The 18,419-nt window shown below is 68.9% G+C and carries 16 protein-coding genes; 10 read left to right on the top strand and 6 right to left on the bottom strand.

Translation table 11 applies throughout. The features are described from left to right. The first annotated feature begins 315 nt into the window (after positions 1–315). From ACDP63_RS15485 to ACDP63_RS15465, 5 genes are all read left to right on the top strand, one after another. Entirely contained in the window at positions 316–624 is a 309-nt protein-coding gene (locus ACDP63_RS15485) for a DUF485 domain-containing protein (protein WP_024845139.1), read from the top strand. Positions 625–650: 26 nt separating this feature from the next. Next, positions 651–2,336: a cation acetate symporter gene (locus ACDP63_RS15480; RefSeq protein ID WP_231486855.1), complete on the top strand. Its 1,686-nt coding sequence runs from the start codon at positions 651–653 to the stop codon at positions 2,334–2,336. A gap of 90 nt (positions 2,337–2,426) precedes the next feature. Then, positions 2,427–2,798, top strand: coding sequence for a response regulator transcription factor (locus ACDP63_RS15475; protein WP_024845141.1), 372 nt, complete (start codon positions 2,427–2,429; stop codon positions 2,796–2,798). 71 nt (positions 2,799–2,869) lie between these two features. Further along, positions 2,870–3,859, top strand: coding sequence for a bifunctional enoyl-CoA hydratase/phosphate acetyltransferase (locus tag ACDP63_RS15470; protein WP_256233563.1), 990 nt, complete (start codon positions 2,870–2,872; stop codon positions 3,857–3,859). Beyond that, positions 3,856–4,959, top strand: a complete 1,104-nt coding sequence (locus ACDP63_RS15465) for an acetate/propionate family kinase (RefSeq protein ID WP_024845143.1) — start codon at positions 3,856–3,858, stop codon at positions 4,957–4,959. The genes ACDP63_RS15470 and ACDP63_RS15465 overlap by 4 nt, the downstream gene beginning before the upstream one ends. Here ACDP63_RS15465 and ACDP63_RS15460 read toward each other — a convergent pair. The 6 genes from ACDP63_RS15460 to ACDP63_RS15435 form a co-directional block, all read right to left on the bottom strand. Next, positions 4,956–6,710: a PHA/PHB synthase family protein gene (locus ACDP63_RS15460; protein WP_256233564.1), complete on the bottom strand. Its 1,755-nt coding sequence runs from the start codon at positions 6,708–6,710 to the stop codon at positions 4,956–4,958. The two genes, ACDP63_RS15465 and ACDP63_RS15460, sit on opposite strands and share 4 nt — an antisense overlap. A gap of 71 nt (positions 6,711–6,781) precedes the next feature. Next, positions 6,782–7,765, bottom strand: coding sequence for a zinc-dependent alcohol dehydrogenase family protein (locus tag ACDP63_RS15455; protein WP_409928209.1), 984 nt, complete (start codon positions 7,763–7,765; stop codon positions 6,782–6,784). A gap of 100 nt (positions 7,766–7,865) precedes the next feature. Continuing rightward, entirely contained in the window at positions 7,866–8,639 is a 774-nt protein-coding gene (locus ACDP63_RS15450; protein WP_024845145.1) for a heme ABC transporter ATP-binding protein, read from the bottom strand. Further along, positions 8,636–9,712: a FecCD family ABC transporter permease gene (locus ACDP63_RS15445; protein WP_024845146.1), complete on the bottom strand. Its 1,077-nt coding sequence runs from the start codon at positions 9,710–9,712 to the stop codon at positions 8,636–8,638. The genes ACDP63_RS15450 and ACDP63_RS15445 overlap by 4 nt, the downstream gene beginning before the upstream one ends. Continuing rightward, a complete protein-coding gene (locus ACDP63_RS15440) occupies positions 9,712–10,587 on the bottom strand; it encodes a hemin ABC transporter substrate-binding protein (RefSeq protein ID WP_024845147.1) in 876 nt (291 codons plus the stop codon). The genes ACDP63_RS15445 and ACDP63_RS15440 overlap by 1 nt, the downstream gene beginning before the upstream one ends. Then, positions 10,584–11,624, bottom strand: coding sequence for a hemin-degrading factor (locus ACDP63_RS15435; RefSeq protein ID WP_024845148.1), 1,041 nt, complete (start codon positions 11,622–11,624; stop codon positions 10,584–10,586). The genes ACDP63_RS15440 and ACDP63_RS15435 overlap by 4 nt, the downstream gene beginning before the upstream one ends. A gap of 160 nt (positions 11,625–11,784) precedes the next feature. Between ACDP63_RS15435 and ACDP63_RS15430 the strand changes: the two genes are divergently transcribed. The 5 genes from ACDP63_RS15430 (at position 11,785) to ACDP63_RS15410 (ending at position 18,418) form a co-directional block, all read left to right on the top strand. Then, entirely contained in the window at positions 11,785–13,836 is a 2,052-nt protein-coding gene (locus ACDP63_RS15430; RefSeq protein WP_409928208.1) for a TonB-dependent receptor domain-containing protein, read from the top strand. 434 nt (positions 13,837–14,270) lie between these two features. Then, entirely contained in the window at positions 14,271–15,566 is a 1,296-nt protein-coding gene (ugpB, locus tag ACDP63_RS15425; RefSeq protein WP_024845150.1) for a sn-glycerol-3-phosphate ABC transporter substrate-binding protein UgpB, read from the top strand. A gap of 49 nt (positions 15,567–15,615) precedes the next feature. Continuing rightward, positions 15,616–16,497 (top strand): sn-glycerol-3-phosphate ABC transporter permease UgpA, encoded by an 882-nt coding sequence (gene ugpA / locus ACDP63_RS15420; protein WP_024845151.1) that lies wholly within the window; start codon positions 15,616–15,618, stop codon positions 16,495–16,497. Further along, a complete protein-coding gene (gene ugpE, locus ACDP63_RS15415; RefSeq protein WP_024845152.1) occupies positions 16,490–17,353 on the top strand; it encodes a sn-glycerol-3-phosphate ABC transporter permease UgpE in 864 nt (287 codons plus the stop codon). The genes ugpA and ugpE overlap by 8 nt, the downstream gene beginning before the upstream one ends. Beyond that, on the top strand, positions 17,354–18,418 hold the full coding sequence (locus tag ACDP63_RS15410; protein ID WP_024845153.1) for a sn-glycerol-3-phosphate import ATP-binding protein UgpC: 1,065 nt from the start codon (positions 17,354–17,356) through the stop codon (positions 18,416–18,418). Position 18,419 lies beyond the last annotated feature (1 nt).

Below are 18,419 nucleotides of genomic sequence, written 5' to 3'. Positions count from 1 at the left end.
TCCTGCGCAAGATCGCCGAGGACGATTTCGCCGCCCTCGGAGACATCTCAACCCTCGCTGACCCAAGCGTCGTCGACGAACTCATCGAAAACAGGATGAACCGGCACTGACGGCCGGCGGCCGGCGGCGGATCGCCGGCCCCGCAGGGTGCAGGACCGATTGCCATGGGCGATGCGCGCCCATGGACCGGCCGCGGCATGGCCATGGAGGCCCGCCGCCCGCCCAAGAGCCTTCCAGAAGAAGATCGTCTCGCCGGCAGGACGCCGGCGCGGCTGAAAAGACAGCATATCGTGGCAGTGGAGGAGCACGACCCCGATGCAAGACAACCTGGCCGAACGGATCGCCGCAGATCCGAACTATCAGTTACTGAAAGCGAAACGATCCCGCTATGGCTGGATCCTGACGATTGCGATGCTCGTGGTCTATTACGGCTATATCGTGCTGATCGCCTTCGACAAGGAACTGCTCGCCGCGCGGATCGGCGACGGTGTCATGACCTGGGGCATCCCCCTGGGCTTCGGCGTGATCGTCTTTACCATCATCATCACCGGCGTCTATGTGCGCCGCGCGAACAGCGAGTTCGACGAGCTGAGCGAGAAGGTTCGCCGGGAGGCGCTGAAATGACCAACAAGATCCTGCGCAACGGGCTGATGGCCGCGGCCCTGGCCATGCCGGGCGCCGCCATGGCCGCCGACGTGATCCAGGGCGCCGAGAAACAGGCGACGAACTGGACCGCGATCATCATGTTCGCCGCCTTCGTGCTGGCGACGCTCTACATCACCAAATGGGCGGCGGCGAAAACCAAGTCGGCGGCGGATTTCTATACCGCCGGCGGCGGCATCACCGGCTTCCAGAACGGGCTTGCCATTGCCGGGGACTACATGTCGGCGGCATCCTTCCTGGGGATCTCGGCCGCGGTGATGATCTCGGGCTATGACGGGCTGATCTATTCGATCGGTTTCCTGGTCGGCTGGCCGATCCTGACCTTCCTGATGGCCGAGCGGCTGCGCAACCTGGGCCGCTTCACCTTTGCCGACGTGGCGGCCTTCCGCTTTGCCCAGACCCCGGTGCGCATCTTCGCCGCCTCGGGCACGCTGGTCGTGGTGGCCTTCTACCTGATCGCGCAGATGGTGGGTGCGGGTTCGCTGATCCAGCTGCTGTTCGGGCTGGACTACTGGATCGCGGTGGTGATCGTCGGCGCGCTGATGATGATCTATGTGCTGTTCGGCGGCATGACCGCGACGACCTGGGTGCAGATCATCAAGGCCTGCCTGCTGCTGGGCGGCGCGACCTTCATGTCCTTCATGGTCATGTGGCATTACGGCTTCAGCCCCGAGGCGATGTTCGCCGACGCGGTCCGCGTCAAGGCCGAACTGGCCACCGCCGGCGGCAAGACCGCCGAGGAAGCCGCCGTTGCCGGCCAGTCGATCATGGGTCCGGGCACCTTCATCAAGGATCCGATCTCGGCCATCAGCTTCGGTATGGCGCTGATGTTCGGCACCGCCGGCCTGCCGCATATCCTGATGCGCTTCTTCACCGTTCCCAGCGCCAAGGAAGCGCGCAAGTCGGTGATGTGGGCGACCGGCTGGATCGGCTATTTCTACCTCTTGACCTTCATCATCGGCTTCGGCGCCATCACCTTCGTTCTGACCAATCCCGAGTTCCTGGACGGCACCGGCGCGCTGGTCGGCGGCAGCAACATGGCCGCGGTGCATCTGGCCAAGGCGGTGGGCGGCAACGTCTTCCTGGGCTTCATCTCGGCCGTGGCCTTCGCCACCATCCTGGCGGTGGTCGCCGGCCTGACACTCTCGGGCGCCTCGGCGGTCAGCCACGATCTCTATGCGACCGTGATCAAGAACGGCAACCCCGCGCCGGGCAGCGAGCTGCGCGTCTCGCGCATCACCACGCTGGTGCTGGGCCTGGTCGCGGTCGTGCTGGGTATCGCCTTCAAGAACCAGAACATCGCCTTCATGGTGTCGCTGGCCTTCGCGGTGGCTGCCTCGGCCAACTTCCCGGTGCTGTTCATGTCGGTGCTGTGGAAGGATTGCACGACCCGCGGCGCCGTGATCGGCGGCTTCCTGGGGCTGATCTCCTCGGTGGTGCTGACGGTGCTGTCGCCCTCGGTCTGGGAAGCGACGCTGGGCAATCCCGCCGGCTCGGCGCCCTTCCCCTATACCTCGCCGGCGCTGTTCTCGATGACGCTGGCCTTCCTGGGCATCTGGATCGTGTCCAAGATGGACAACGGCGCGCGGGCGCGCATCGACCGGGCCGGCTACCTGGCCCAGCAGGTGCGCTCGGAAACCGGGATCGGCGCGGCGGAAGCCTCGTCGCACTGAACCGGCCGGCCCGTCCCTTCCGGGGGCGGGCCGCTTCGCCGCCTCGATCCGGCCGGGCCGGGTCTGGTGTCCGGTCTTTCGGAGGGGGTGATGGCCCATATCCTGATCGTCGAGGACGAGGACAATATCGCCGCCGCGCTGGAGTTCCTGCTGGCGCGGGCCGGCCACAGCTACAGGCGGACTGCCGGCGGCCTCGCGGCGCTGGACGAGATCCGTTCCAACCGGCCCGACCTGGTGCTGCTGGACATCATGCTGCCCGACATCTCGGGTTACGAGATCGTCGTGGCGTTGCGTGCCGATCCCGCCCTGCGCGACGTGCGGGTGCTGTTGATGACCGCGCGCGGCTCGGTGGTGGAACGCCGCAAGGGGCTGGCGCTGGGGGCGGACGGCTTCATCGCCAAGCCCTTTGAACTGTCGGAACTGCGGGCCGAGATCGCCCGGCTTCTGGAGCATGCCGACTGATCTCCGGGATCGGCTGGCCGCGCCGGATCGTCGCAGCGGGCCGGCCGTTCGGGCGGGACGCAGCTTTTCCCTTGCCTCCCGACGGCATATCGCGATCCTCGGGGCCGGGATCCGCGCCAGCACGGAGGATAGCGATGACCGACGCCTATCAAGCCATCATCGACCGCTGCGCCGGTCTGCCGCCCCTGCGCACCGCCGTGGTCCATCCGGTGCAGCATTCCGTCTTCGAGGCGGTGGGCGATGCGGTGGCTGCCGGGCTGATCGAGCCGGTGCTGATCGGCCCCGCCGCCCGCATCGCCGCTGCGCTGGCCGAGGCCGGCCAGGCCCCCGACGCCTATGAGATCGTCGATACCGAACACAGCCACGCCGCCGCCGCCCGTGCCGCGCAGATGGCCGCCACGGGTCAGGTCGGCGCCATCATGAAGGGCTCGCTGCATTCCGACGAGCTGTTGGGCGCGGTGATCCACCCGCAATGCGGGCTGCGCACCGAGCGGCGGATCAGCCACGCCTTCCTGATGCTGACCGAGGATTACCCGCGCCCCTTCATCATCACCGATGCGGCGGTCAACATCGCGCCCGACCTGATGGTCAAGGCGGATATCCTGCACAATGCCATCGTTCTGTGGCGCGTGCTGTGGGGGCCGGCCCGGCCCAAGGTCGCGATCCTTGCCGCGGTCGAGACGGTCAATCCCAAGATGCAGGCCACGCTGGACGCGGCGGCCTTGTGCAAGATGGCCGATCGCGGCCAGATCGCGGATGCGGAGCTGGACGGGCCGCTGGCCTTCGACAATGCGATCAGCCCGGCGGCGGCGCGGGAAAAGGGCATTGTCTCGCCGGTGGCGGGGCAGGCCGACATCCTGCTGGTGCCCGACATCGAATCGGGCAACATGCTGGCCAAGCAGCTGATCTTCATGGGCGGCGCCGATGCGGCGGGGATCGTGCTGGGTGCGCGGGTGCCGGTCATCCTGACCAGCCGCGCCGATTCCGTGCGGGCCCGGATGCTGTCCACCGCGCTGGCCGTGCTGATGGCCGAGGCGCGCCGGCTGGGGCAGGTGAAATGATCGCGGCGATCCTGACGCTGAATGCCGGCTCGTCCAGCCTGAAGTTCCGGGTCTTCGCGCGCGAGGGGCTGGCGCTGCTGGCGCGCGGGGCGGTCAGCCGCATCGGCGCGGATGCCGAGCTGGCGGCCCGGCTGGCCGGCGGGCCCGAGTTCCGCAGCCCGGTCGCCGGCGGCGATCATGCCGCGGCCATGCAGGCGGTGCTGGATTTCATCGATGCCCATGACGAGGGCTGGCGGATCGAGGCGGTGGCGCATCGCATCGTGCATGGCGGCACGCGCTACACCCGCTCGACCCCGGTCACGCCGCAGGTGCTGGAGGATCTGGCGGCGCTGATCCCGCTGGCGCCGCTGCACCAGCCGCACGGGCTGGCCGCCATCGCCGCGGCGCGGCGGCTGGTGGGCGAGGACGTGCCGAACCTGGCCTGTTTCGACACCGCCTTCCATGCCGGGCGGGATGCGCTGTTCACCCATTTCGCCCTGCCCGAGGCATTGTTCGAGCAGGGCGTACGCCGCTATGGCTTTCATGGCCTGTCCTATCAATGGCTGGCGCAGGTGCTGGCGCGCGACCATCCCGACCTGCATCGCGGTCGCGTCGTCGCCGCGCATCTGGGCAATGGCGCCAGCCTTTGCGCCATGCATCAGGGGCGCAGCGTCGATACCACCATGGGCATGACCGCGGTGGACGGCATTCCCATGGGCACACGCTCGGGTGCCGTCGATCCGGGCGCGATCCTGCTGATGCAGCGCAGCTTCGGCATGGCCCCCGAGCAGGTCGAGGATCTGATCTACAACCGCTCGGGTCTTCTGGGCATGTCGGGCAAGTCGAACGATGTCGCGGCGCTGCTGGCCGACGGCTCGGCGCAGTCGCGTTTCGCGCTGGACCATTTCGCGCTGAAATGCGCGCAGGCGGCGGCGGCCATGGCGGTCTCGCTGGGCGGCATCGACGCCATGGTCTTCACCGGCGGCATCGGCGAGAACGCGGCCCCGGTGCGCGAGGCGATCCTGCGCCGCATGGCGCCCTTGGGCGATTTCGCGACGCTCATCATCCCCGCCAACGAGGAGCGGATGATGGCGATGGAGGCCGCGGCGCTGCTGGCCTAGCGCTGGCGGACATAGCTGCCCGGCGCGTCCTCCAGCACCGGATAGCCCGCGGCGGCGGCGCCCATGGCCGGCGGCGCCACCCGCTCGGCCGCGGAATGCCGCGCCAGCCAGTCGGTCCAGGCCGGCCACCAGCAGCCCTCGCGCAGCGCGGCGGCGTGCAGCCAGTCGTCGGGCGGCAGGCAGGTGCCGTCCCGGCCGCGGGTAGCGATGCGGTGATGGCCGGGCCCGGTCGGATCCAGGATGATCCCCGCCAGGTGGTCCCGGTCCCCCAGCACGAAGGTCAGCTCGGCATCGCTGAGGCAATGCAGCCGGTAGACCGAGCGCCAGGGGGCGACGTAATCCTCTTCGGTGCCGACGGCAAAGACCGGCGCGCGGATGTTGCGCAGCGCCACCGGCCGGCCGTCCGCCAGCAGCCGGTCGCCGGCCAGCGCGTTCTCCAGGTAGAAGCGGCGCAGGTATTCGCCCTGCATGCGATAGGGCATGCGGGTCGAATCGCTGCTCCAGGCCAGGATGTCGGTCATCGGCTCGCGCTCGCCCATCAGATAGGCGCGCACCATGCGCGACCAGACCAGGTCGTTCGAGCGCAGGAAGCGGAAGGCGCCCAGCATCTGCTCGGCCGTCAGGTAGCCGCGCTGCCGCATCGCGCCTTCCAGGCTGTTGAGCTGGTCGTGGTCGATGAACAGGCCCAGCTCCCCCGGTTCGGCGAAATCCGTCTGCGCCGCCAGCAGCGAGACGCTGGCCAGTCGGTCGTCCCGTGCCCCGCCCATCGCCGCCGCCGCGATGGCCAGCAGCGTGCCGCCCAGGCAATAGCCTGCCGCATGGATGCCCCGCCCCGGCAGGATGGCCGAAATCGCATCCACCGCCGCCATCACCCCCAGGCTGCGGTAATCCTCCAGCGTCAGGTCGCGGTCCTCGGCCGTGGGATTGCGCCAGGAGATGCAGAAGACCGTGTGCCCGGCCCGGACCAGGTGCCGGACCAGCGAGTTTTCCGGCGACAGGTCGAGGATGTAGTATTTCATGATCCAGGCCGGGACCAGCAGCACCGGCTCGGCCAGCACGGTGTCGGTCGCGGGGGCGTATTGGATCAGCTCGATCAGGTGGTTGCGATAGACCACCTTGCCGGGGCTTGCCGCGACCTCCTGGCCGACGCGGAACTGCTCGGCCCCGACCGGGGGCTTGCCGGCGGCCAGCCGCGCCATGTCCTCGGCCCAGTTGCGCATGCCCACCCATTGGCTCAACCCCGCGGTCTCAAGGGTGCGGGTGATCACCTCGGGATTGGTGAAGGGCAGGTTGGCCGGCGAGGCCATGTCCAGCCATTGCTGCACCATCGCCGAGAGCAGGTTTTCGCGGTGCGGATCGACGCCGGGCACGTCGCGCGTCGCCTCCTGCCACCATTGCCGCGCCAGCAGGAAGCCCTGGGCCCAGAGGCTGAAGGGCGGGTTCTGCCAGGCCGCGGCCGCGAAGCGGCGGTCCTGGGGACCGGGGCGGATCACCGGCTCGGCCGCCGGATCGGCGGCGAGCGCCGCGGCATGGGTCAAGAGCGCGGCCGCCTCGCGCGCGGCCTTGTCGGCCAGTTGCAGCCGCTTGCCCGGCGCGGCGGCCAGATGCGCCGACCAGTCCATCAGCGCCATGCCGAGCGCCAGGGGCGAGACGCCGGTGCCGAAGCCGGCGGCCATCGCCTCGCGCAGCCGGTCGATGGCGCGATAGGGGGCCGCCCCGGTCGGGGTTGGGCCGGTTGCAGGGCTATTCACCGTTTCCTCCATGGCAGCAGATCCCGGTCGCGGGTGGGGCGGGCCGGGCGCCGCCGCGCCCGGCGGGCGGCTCAGGGCACCAGCACGGCCGCGCCGTCGAAGCGGCCGGCGCGCAGGTCGTCCAATGCGCGATTGGCCTCGCGCAGCGGATAGGTCGTGGTTTCGGTGGCGATGCCGATGCGGGGCGCCAGCGACAGGAAGTCCAGCCCGTCCTGCCGCGTCAGGTTGGCGACCGAGGCGATCTGGCGTTCGTGCCAAAGCAGCGCATAGGGAAAGGCGGGGATGTCGCTCATGTGGATGCCGGCGCAGACCACGCGGCCGCCCTTGCGCACCGCCTTCAGTGCCGCCGGCACCAGATCGCCCACCGGGGCGAAGATGATCGCGGCATCCAGCGGCTCGGGCGGGGGCTGGTCCGAGCCACCGGCCCAGACCGCGCCCAGCCGGCGCGCGAAATCCTGCGAGCGCAGGTCGCCGGGGCGGGTGAAGGCATGGACCGCACGGCCCTGCCACGTCGCCACCTGCGCGATGATATGGGCCGCCGCGCCAAAGCCGTAAAGCCCCAGCCGCGGCGCCTGGCCCGCGATCACCAGCGCGCGCCAGCCGATCAGCCCCGCGCAAAGCAGGGGCGCCAGCGCCACGTCCTCGCCCGCCTCGCCCAGGGGAAAGGCGAAGCGCGCGTCGGCGATCGCCGCGGTCGCATAGCCGCCGTCCCGCGTGTAGCCGGTAAAGCCCGGCGCGTCGCACAGGTTCTCGCGCCCGTCGCGGCAATAGGGGCAGGCGCCGCAGGCGTGGCCGAGCCAGGGGATGCCGACCCGCTGGCCCAGGGCAAGGCCGGTAACGCCGGGGCCGAGCGCCTCGATCCGGCCGACGATCTCGTGTCCGGGGATGATCGGCAGCACCGGGTCGGGCAATTCGCCGTCGACCACGTGCAGGTCGGTGCGGCAGACCCCGCTGGCCAGGACGCGGACCCGGATCTCGCCCGGACCGGGGTCACGGTCGGGCAGTTCGGTCCAGACCAGCGGCGCGCCGATCCTGTGCAGCAGCATGGCATGCATCGGGCATCTCTCAACAGCGGGGTCATGTCCAATATGCGGATGCCGGGGCGGGCTTGTAAATGGGCGCGGCCTTAGGTCGCGGGCCTTTCGGCCCGGCCGGTCACGCCGCCGCGTGCGGCAGCACCCAGATGCCGCTGTCGGGCACGGCATTGACGCGCAGCCGGCAGCCATAGGCGCTGGACAGCGCCTCGTCGGTCAAGACCTCGTCGGCGCGGCCCTGGCACAGGACGCACCCGCCGCTCATCAGCACCAGCTTTTGTGCGAAAAGCGCAGTCAGGTTCAGGTCGTGCATGACCGCGACCACGCCGCCGCCGGCCCTGGCGTAACCGGCGGCCAGCCGCATCACCGTCAGCTGATGGGCGATGTCGAGGCTGCTGACCGGCTCGTCCAGCATCAGCCAGCGCGGGCCCTCCGCGTCCAGCGGCTGCCAGACCTGCGCCAGCACGCGGGCCAGCTGCACCCGTTGCTGCTCGCCCCCTGACAGCTCCTGGTAGAGCCGGCCGGAAAAGCCCGGCAGATCGACCGCCGCCAGCGCCGCCGGCACCAGCGCCTCGGCGCGCTCGCCCCGCGCCTCGACGCCGATGCGCACGACCTCGGCCACGGTGAAGGGAAAGGACAGCGCGGCGGCCTGCGGCAGCACGCCCCGGCGCCGGGCCAGCGCCTCGGGCGACAGGGCGGCGATGTCGCGCCCGTTCAGGGTGATGGCCCCGCGGCAGGCCAGTTCTCCGGTCAGGCTGCGCATCAGCGTGGTCTTGCCCGAGCCGTTCGGCCCGACGATGGCGGTGATCTCGCCCGCCCGCGCCTCGACCGAGACGCCGTGCAGGATCTCTTTGCGGCCAAGGCTGACCCGGATGTCGGTGGCGATCAGGCTCACAGGTCCAGCACCCCCCGGTTGCGCAGCAGGATCCACAGGAAGAACGGCCCGCCCATGACGGCGGTGACGATGCCGATCGGCAGCTCGGCCGGGGCGATGACGGTGCGGCTGACCATGTCGGCCAGCAGCAGCGTCACCGCGCCCAGAAGCGCCGAGTTGACCAGCAGCCAGCGGTGATCCGGCCCGCTGGCCAGACGCAGCAGATGCGGCACGACGATGCCGACGAAGCCGATGCCGCCCGAGACCGCGACCGCGGCGCCGGTGGCGGCGGCGACGGTCAGGATGGCGCGGTTCTTGACCTTCTGCACCCGGATGCCGACATGGCCGGCCGCCGCCTCTCCCAGCGCCAGCGCGTTCAGGCCGCGCGCGAGCCAGGGGGCGTAAAGCAGCGCCAGCGCCATGATCGGCGCGCCGGCCAAGAGCTTGGGCCAGTTCGCCCCGGCCAGCGAGCCGAGCCCCCAGAAGGTCAGGTCGCGCAGCTCGCGGTCATTGGCACGCAGGATCACCAGCCCCGACAGCGCCGCCATGATCGCCCCCAGCGCGATGCCGGCCAGCAGCATGGTGGCGACCGAGGTGCGCCCGCGCCGGGTGGCGATGCGGTAAAGCGCCATGGTGGTCAGCCAGCCGCCGGCAAAGGCGGCGACGGGCACCAGATACCAGCCGAAGAACGCCGCGATCCCGGCCGGCAGCGTGCTGCCCAGCACGATGGCAAGGATCGCGCCCAGCGAGGCGCCCGAGCTGACGCCGACGATGCCCGGATCGGCCAGCGGGTTGCGGAACAGCCCCTGCATCACCGCGCCCGAGACCGCCAGCGAGGCGCCGACGAAAATGCCCATCAGCACGCGCGGCAGCCGGATGTCCATCAGCACCACCCGGTCCTGCACCGCAAGCTCGCGCCCCGCCAGCAGGTCCGAGACCGCCCGCGCAAGCGACGTCCCCGAGGCGCCCCAGCCCAGCGAGACCACCGCGACCACCGCCAGCAGCAGCGCCAGGAACAGCCCCAGGCGCCGCGCGCGATGGCTGCGGTCGCCTTGCAGCCGTCCGGGGCGAAGGTCGGGCGACAGGGCCACCATCACGACCCCGCATAGATCAGGTCGTGCAGCTCGACCGCCGCCTCGCCGGTGCGGGGACCGAAGCCCAGCAGTTTCAGCCCGTCCATCATCACCACCGCGCCCGCGCGTCCCGCCGGGGTCTGGGCCAGCGCCGGCATGGCCAGCACCGCCTGTTTCGCCGCCGTGTGGCTGCTGCCGCCATTGGCATCCGCGTCCGCCTGTTCGTCGCCGCGGCGCATCATCAGGATGACATCGGGCGCGGCCGCGATCACCGCCTCGTCGGTGACGGGCTTGTAGCCCTGGACGCCCGGCATGGCGTTCTGCGCCCCGGCCAGGCGGATGATGCCGTCCGCCGCCGTGTCCGCGCCGCCGGCCATGACGCGCCCGCCCTGCAGGGACAGCACGAACAGCACCTTCTTCGGCTCGCCCACGGCCTGCGCCCGGCCGAGCGCCGCTTGCAGCTCCGCCGCCAGTTTGTCGTGCAGCGCGCGGCCCTTGTCCGGCACGCCGAGCGCCTCGGCCACCGCATCGACCTTGTCCAGAACGCCCTCGGCGTCATAGCGTTCCGCGACGCTGACGAAGGCTACGCCGGCCGATTGCAGCACTGCCACCGCCTCGGGCGGGCCGGCGCCGTCCTCGGCGATGATCAGGTCGGGTGCGACCGACAGCACGCCTTCGGGCGACAGCGCGCGCACATAGCCGACATCGGGCAGGGCATTGGCCTCGGGCGGCCAGTTCGAGGTGGTGTCGCGGCCGATCAGCCGCGCCTCCTCGCCCAGCGCATAGACGATCTCCGTCACGGAACCGCCCAGCGACAGCACGCGCTGCGCTTCGGGTTGATCCTCGGCCGCGGCCTGGCCGGCCAGCAGGACCAGGGCAAGCGCCAGCCGTTTCATTCTGCCGCCTCGGCCAGCGCCGGCAGGCCGGCGACCAGCGCCGCCCATTGTTCGGCATCACCGCCCTTTTCCGGGCGCAGGCCGAAGCATTGGAAGATCAGCGCCCCCTCGGCGTCGAAGGCCTCGACCGAAATGGCCGGGCCTCGCCTGGTGGGCTTGTCCACCGCCCAGACCTCGGCCACGTGGTCGCCGCGCAGATGCAGGTTGAAGCGCGGGTCCATGACATTGAGCCACGGCTCCATGGGCCTCAGCGACTGGACCTGGCCGGAATGGATCTCGATGCAGCCCATGTTGCCGACAAAGAACATCACCCCCACGCCCCCGGCATGGACGCGCTCCAGCAGCGCCGGCACCGCCTCGACCGCCAGCGGCCGCACCAGCGGCGCGCCGGCGATGCGATAGGCGCCCAGCCGGTTCATCTTGAGCCGCCGGATCAGGATGTTGAACTGATGCGTATCGGTCATCGCCGCCCATTCCCGGCGCAGGGCATCGGCGCGCTCGGCGCCGGCCTTGGGCGGCTCGACCGGCGCGCGGGGCTCGAAGCGGGCGGTGTCGGACTGGTCCGCCAGCGCCAGGTCGCGCTTCAGCGCCTCCCAGGCCGCCAGGTCCGAGCCCTCGCGCAGGTGGATCTTGTGGACCGCGTCGCCCGCCGCGTCAAAGACCTGGACCGAGCGGCGGGTGGCGGTTCCGACCTCGGATTCGACGGCGAAGGCATGCACCCAATGGCGGGGAAAGATGCGCAGGTCGATCTCGGGGTCCAGGGTCATGGCGGCATGCTCGCCATCGTGGAAGTCGTTGTAGGTGCCGAGTTTCTCGATCACGCAGGACCGGTTGCGGGTCAGGGCCATCACCTCGCCCAGGGCCTGCACCTGCGGGATCAGCCGGCCGGGCAGGGGGTCGATGCGGGTCGCGCCATGGCCGACCCGCGCCGCGACCAGCGCGGCCTCGGGGACGCCCAGCCGTTCGGCCAGGTCATAGGGGCGGCCGCTGTCCTCGGCCTGGATGCGGCGCAGCTCTGCAGGGGAATGGTCGGTCATCGCGGTGTCCTTCGTTGCTGTTGCGCGCCAGCCTCTGCCCGGCTCGGTGCCGGACAAGGCGCAAGGAATCATTGACAGTTTTACTAAGAATATTTTAACCCGCGCAAGATGCCAGCCCCGTGGCCAGCCGTAGACTTCACGACATGACGACGGGGATCACATGCCACGCCATCCGATTCGCGGCGCGCTTCTGGCCGGAAGCGCCTGCGCCCTTACCTTTTCCACTCCGCTGCTGGCGCAGGAAACCGCCGGGACGGAGCCTGCGCCATCCACCTATGTGCTGGACCAGATCGTGCTGCGCGCCGGCAAGCTCAAGGTGGCCTCCGAGGTGCCGCAATCGGTCTCGGTCGTGGACGGCCAGCAGCTTGCGGATATCGAGCCGGTGCATATCGGCGAGGTGCTGGCGACGGTGCCGGGGGTTGCCGGCGTCGGGTCGGGCAGCTTCTTCGGCCAGGGCTTCAACATCCGCGGCTTCGGCTCCTCGGGCGCCGCCGCCTCGGAATCCGGGATCGTCCAGCTGATCGACGGCGAGGAGAAATATTTCGAATCCTACCGCCAGGGCGCGCTCTTCGTCGAGCCGGACTTCCTGCGCCAGGTCGAGGTGCTGCGCGGCCCCGGCTCATCCACGCTTTACGGCTCGGGCGCGCTCGGCGGGGTGATCGCCATGGAGACGATCGAGGCCGGCGACCTGATCGCCGAGGGCCAGAGCTTCGGCGGCCGGACCAAGCTCGGCTATGCCAGCAACCCCGACACGGTGCTGGGCAGCGTCGCGCTTGGCTGGCGCCCGGCCGAGGATTTCGAGGCGCTCGCCGCCTTCGCCTGGCGCAAGCTGGGCGATACCAAGGATGCGGACGGCAATACCACCGTGCGCGCGAACTCCAAGACGCCGAACCTGCTTCTGAAGGCGAAGAAGACCTTCGGCGATCACCATGTCGCCTTTTCCTACCAGCATCTGGAGGCCAAGGGCGAGAACCAGGACTTCAACCAGCTCGAAGGGGCGCAGGTGGGGCTGTTCCCGGGCTTCTCCGGCTGGGGCGTCGGCGACATCACCACCCGCGACCAGACCGCGCGGCTGATCTGGGGCTGGAACCCGGACGACAACCGCTATGTCGATGTGACGGCCACGCTGTCCTATACCAACACCATGAAGGACGTGCGGCAGGGCGACGACCCGGACGAGCCGATCATGCCCTCGCTGCTGGGGCGGCGCGACTATCGCCTGTGGAAGTTCAAGCTGGCCAATGTGGCCGACCTGTCGGGCGCCGGCCATGATCATGCCCTGACCACCGGCTTCGAACTGCTCAAGCAGGATCGGTCGTCCAGCGTGCCCTCGGCCTCGCATCCCGAGGGCTTCACCCGCGCCTGGGGGGTCTATGCCCTCTCGGAAGTGACCTGGGACAGGCTGACGGTCAATTCGGGCCTGCGCTACGAAAGGCAGCGCACCGAGCCCAAGGACACCGTCGGTTTCGCCGCCGAAGAGCGCAGCTTCGAGGCGGTCGAGCCGCAGGTCGCGGCGATCTACAGGCTGGACGGGCAGTGGTCGGTCTTCGGCTCCGCCGCCTTCGTGAACCGGATGCCGACGGTGGACGAGCTCTACGACGGCTCCATGGCGACGGCGCCGAACCCGAACCTGAAGGACGAGAAGGGCAAGAACCTCGAGGCCGGGATCTCCTATCGCGGCAATGGGCTGTTTGCCGAGGGCGACGAGGCGGTGATGAAGCTGACGCTGTTTCGCAATCACATCACCGACATGATCGCCCGCTCGGGCGCGGGACCGTCGGCCCATTTCACCAATATCGACCGCGCCTATCTGCGGGGCGGCGAGCTGGAGGCCAGCTATACGCTCGACGCCTGGGAGTTCGGCGCCGCGGTCTCGGTGGTCGAGGGCGAGGACCAGGACGGTACGGTGCTGGACACGCTGCCCAACGACCGCGTGACCTTGCAGGCGATCTGGCAGGCCGGCGACGCCTGGCGGCTGGGGCTGCGCAGCACCCTGGCCAGGGGCCGCGACAAGTCGGATGGCGAACATCGTGCCGGCTACGGCGTGCATGACGTCTTTGCCACCTGGGCGCCGCAATCCGGCGCGGCGGCGGGGATCGAGGTGCATATGGGCATCGACAACATCGCCGACCGCGACTACACGCCGGCCTCCTGGCTCAGCGGCCCGGCACCGGGGCGGAATTTCAAGCTGTCGGTCTCGCGCAGCTTCTGACGGGGCTTTCGGGCAGTCCCCGGAACGGCCGGGCCAGGCGCCGGCCGTTTTCATGCCCCGCGCCGGCCCCGCCTTGATGCGGGGCACGGGGTTCGGTTTCCGATCCGGGCCCGCCGCGTTCGGGCGGTTTACGCGACGGAACTGCCGCCGCCCCCTTGCGGTCGGCAAGGGGTTAGTGGTCGGAAATCACCTCAAGAAATGTATTTTACCCATTGCTGTCACTGGATTTTCACAAATCCATGCCACAGAGCCGCTGTTTCCGGCGCGGCGCTTGCCTGCCGCCTGCCATACCAAACCGACCAGTTGCGAATTGACACCCCGGCCCCCGGCAGGTGACAAATCCGCACAGGGAGGCGGATGGCGCATGGCGGGCCCTGGCCCAGTTGCTGCCGTCCGGGAACGATGACGCCGCAAGGCACGACTCGGAGGATACCATGCAGAAAACCCCATTCTGGCTTGCAGGGCTGATGGCGCTGCCCGTCGCGGCCGAGGCCAAGACCGAAATCTCGTGGTGGCACGCCATGACCGGCGCCAATGCCGAGGTCGTGACCAAGATCGCCAGCGATTTCAACGCAAGCCAGGCCGACTACGAACTCAAGCCCGTCTTCAAGGGCACCTATCCCGAAACGCTGAATGCCGGCATCGCCGCTTTCCGCGCGGGCCAGGCCCCCGACATCATCCAGGTCTTCGACGTCGGCACCGGCGTCATGATGGGCGCGCAGGGCGCCATCAAGCCGGTGGCCGAGGTGCTGCAGGAAGGCGGCTACGAATTCGACAAGAGCCAGTATCTGCCCGGCATCGTCGGCTATTACTCGACGCCCGAGGGGGACATGCTGTCCTTCCCCTACAACTCCTCCTCGCCGATCCTGTATTACAACAAGGACATCTTCGAAAAGGCGGGGCTGGACGTCGAGAACCCGCCCAAGACCTGGGCCGAGGTCTGGGCCGCTGCGCGCAAGATCAAGGAATCGGGGGCGGCGACCTGCGGCTATACCTCGACCTGGCTGACCTGGATCCATACCGAGAACTTCGCCGCCTGGAACAATGTCAGCTGGGGCACGAACGAGAACGGCCTGGCCGGCACGCCCGAGCTGAAGATCGACGGCCCGCTGTTCGTCAAGCATTTCCAGGAACTTGCGGACCTGGCGAAAGAGGGCGTCTTCGTCTATGGCGGCCGCACCAGCGAGGCCAAGCAGAACTTCACCTCGGGCGAATGCGGCATCCTGACCGAAAGCTCGGGCGGCTTGGGCGACATCGTGAAATCGGGCATGAACTACGGCATCGGCCAGCTGCCCTATGACGAGACCGCCGAGGGCGCGCCGCAGAACACCACGCCGGGCGGCGCCTCGCTCTGGGTGATGGGCGGCAAGTCGGACGAGACCTACAAGGGCGTCGCCGCCTTCTTCAACTACCTGTCGCAGACCGAGGTGCAGCAATACCTGCACGAGCAATCGGGCTATCTGCCGGTGACGATGGCGGCCTACGAGGCGACCAAGGGCTCGGATTTCTACCAGCAGAACCCCGGCCGCGAGACGCCGATCCTGCAAATGATGGGCAAGCAGCCAACCGAGAACTCCAAGGGCGTGCGGGCGCCGAACCTGCCGCAGCTGCGCGACATCCAGAACGAGGAGTATGAAAAGATGCTGGCCGGCCAGCAGGACGCGGCCACGGCGCTGAAGAACGCCGTCGAGCGCGGCAATGCCGCGATCCGCGAGGCCGCGGGCGGCTGAAACCAGGGGCGGGCGTTGCGGCGCCCGCCCGATCCGACAAGGGGGACGGATGAGACGCACGGTCTTTCCGCACAAGCTGCTGCCCTGGCTGCTGCTGGCGCCGCAACTGGCGATCACGCTGATCTTCTTCTACTGGCCGGCGGCGCAGGCCTTTCGCCAGTCGGTGCTGCGCGAGGATGCCTTTGGCCTGAAGACGACCTTCGTGGGGCTGGCGAATTTCCGCAAGGTGCTGAGCGATCCGAACTATCTGAACTCGGTCCGGGTGACGGTGGTGTTTTCGGTGCTGGTCGCCTTTTGCGCCATGGCGATTGCGCTGTTCCTGGCCGTGCAGGCGGAAAAGATCATCCGCGGCAAGGGCTTCTATCGCACGCTGATGATCTGGCCCTATGCGGTGGCGCCCGCCATCGCCGGCATGCTGTGGCTGTTCATGTTCAATCCCAGCTTCGGCACGCTGGCCTGGCCGCTGCGGCAGATGGGCATCTACTGGAACCCGCTGCTGGACGGCGAGCAGGCGATGGCGCTGGTTGTCGCGGCCGCGACATGGAAGCAGATCAGCTATAATTTCCTGTTCTTTGTCGCTGGCTTGCAGGCGATTCCTCGATCGCTTCTGGAGGCGGCGGCGATCGACGGCGCCTCGCGCCGCCATGCCTTCTGGACCATCACCTTCCCGCTTCTGGCGCCGACGACCTTCTTCCTGCTGGTGGTGAACACCGTCTATGCGCTGTTCGACACCTTCGGCATCATCCATGCCGTGACCGGCGGCGGCCCCGGCAAGGCGACCGAGACGCTGGTCTACAAGGTCTATAACGACGGTTTCGTGAACCTGATCATGGGCGATTCCGCCGCGCAATCGGTGATCCTGATGATCATCGTGATCGCGCTGACCGCCTTCCAGTTCCGCTTCATCGAGCGGAGGGTGCATTATGGCTGAATCCTCTCCGCTGGCCGCGCGCGGCGCCGGGCGAGTGCTGGCGCATTTCTGGATGGTGCTGGGCGTGATCGTGGTGGCCTTTCCGGTCTATTACGTCTTCGTCGCCTCGACCCATTCGGTGCAGACCATCCTGCGCCCGCCGCTGCCGCTCTTGCCCGGGCCCGAGGCGGCGCGGAACTATTCCGATGCCTTCTCGGGCGGGATCAGCCGCATCGGCGGGGTCAGCCTGTGGCGGCTTCTGGCCAATACCACCATCGTCGCCATGGGCATCGCGCTGGGAAAGATCGCGATCTCGATGGCCTCGGCCTATGCCATCGTCTTCTTCCGCTTTCCGCTGCGCATGGCCTGTTTCTGGCTGATCTTCATCACCCTGATGCTGCCGGTCGAGGTGCGCATCCAGCCGACCTACAAGGTCATGGTCGACCTGGGGCTGATCGACACCTATCCGGGGCTGATCCTGCCCTTGATCGCCTCGGCCACGGCGACGCTTCTGTTCCGGCAGTTCTTCATGACCATCCCGGACGAACTCTTGGAGGCGGCGCGGGTCGATGGCGCCGGGCCCTGGCGGTTCTTCAAGGACATCCTGTGGCCCCTGTCGCTGACCAATGTCGCGGCGATCTTCGTGATCCAGTTCATCTATGGCTGGACGCAATACCTGTGGCCACTGCTGGTCACCAATTCCAACGAAATGAACACCATCGTCATCGCGCTGAAGAAGATGATCTCATTCGCCGATGCCGATACGCCCTGGAACCTCGTGATGGTCACAAGCGTGCTGGCCATCCTGCCGCCGATCCTGGTGGTGGTGCTGATGCAGCGCTGGTTCGTCAAGGGCCTGGTCGAGACGGAGAAATAGATGGCCCGCATCCTGCTTAACGATGTCCGCAAGAGCTATGCGGGAAACCAGGTCATCCACGGCATCACCATGGAGATCGCCGACGGCGAATTCGTGGTCATTGTCGGACCTTCGGGCTGCGGCAAGTCCACGCTTCTGCGCATGGTGGCCGGGCTGGAGGCGATCAGCGCCGGCACGGTCGAGATCGGCGGCAAGGTGGTCAACGACCTGGAGCCGCGCCAGCGCGACATCGCCATGGTGTTCCAGAACTACGCGCTTTATCCGCATATGTCGGTGCGCGAGAACATGGCCTACGGGCTCAAGATCGCCCGGATGTCGAAAGCCGAGATCGAGGCCCGCGTCGCCAAGGCCGCGACCATGCTGGAGCTGGAGCCCTATCTGGACCGCAAGCCGCGCGCGCTGTCGGGCGGCCAGCGCCAGCGCGTCGCCATGGGCCGGGCGCTGGTGCGCGAGCCCGCCGCGCTGCTGCTGGACGAGCCGCTGTCGAACCTCGACGCCAAGCTGCGGGTGCAGATGCGCCTGCAGATCAAGGAGATGCACCTGCGCACCGGCCAGACCACGCTTTACGTCACCCATGACCAGGTCGAGGCGATGACGCTGGCGGACCGGCTGATCGTGATGAACAAGGGCGTGGCCGAGCAGATCGCGACGCCCTTGGAAGTCTATCAGCGCCCGGCCAGCGAATTCGTCGCCGGTTTCATCGGCTCGCCCGCCATGAACATCTTCACCGTCTCGGCGGCCGAGGGCCGCGTGACCCTGCCCGGCGGGGCGGTGCTGCCGCTGCCGGGCCTGCCGCGCGGCGGCGATCTGCGGCTTGGCCTGCGCCCCGAGCATCTGCGGCCCGCCGCGCCGGGCGAGGCGGCGATCCCGGTCCTGCTGCGTTCGGTCGAGCGGCTGGGCGCCGATGCCTTCGGCTATGGCATGATCGAGGGCTCGGAGGTGCCGCTGGTGTTGCGCCTGCCCGGCACCAGCGGGCTGGCGCGCGGCGACCGGGTCGACGTGGTGCCCGATCCGGGGCACCTGCATGTCTTCGATGCGCAAGACGGCCGGCGCATCGAGGGCTGAA

The sequence above is a fragment of the Paracoccus sp. P2 genome (assembly GCF_046335115.1).
Taxonomy (GTDB): domain Bacteria; phylum Pseudomonadota; class Alphaproteobacteria; order Rhodobacterales; family Rhodobacteraceae; genus Paracoccus; species Paracoccus pantotrophus.
Note: the sequence above shows the minus strand (reverse complement) of the source record. Positions and strands in the feature narration are given on the sequence as shown.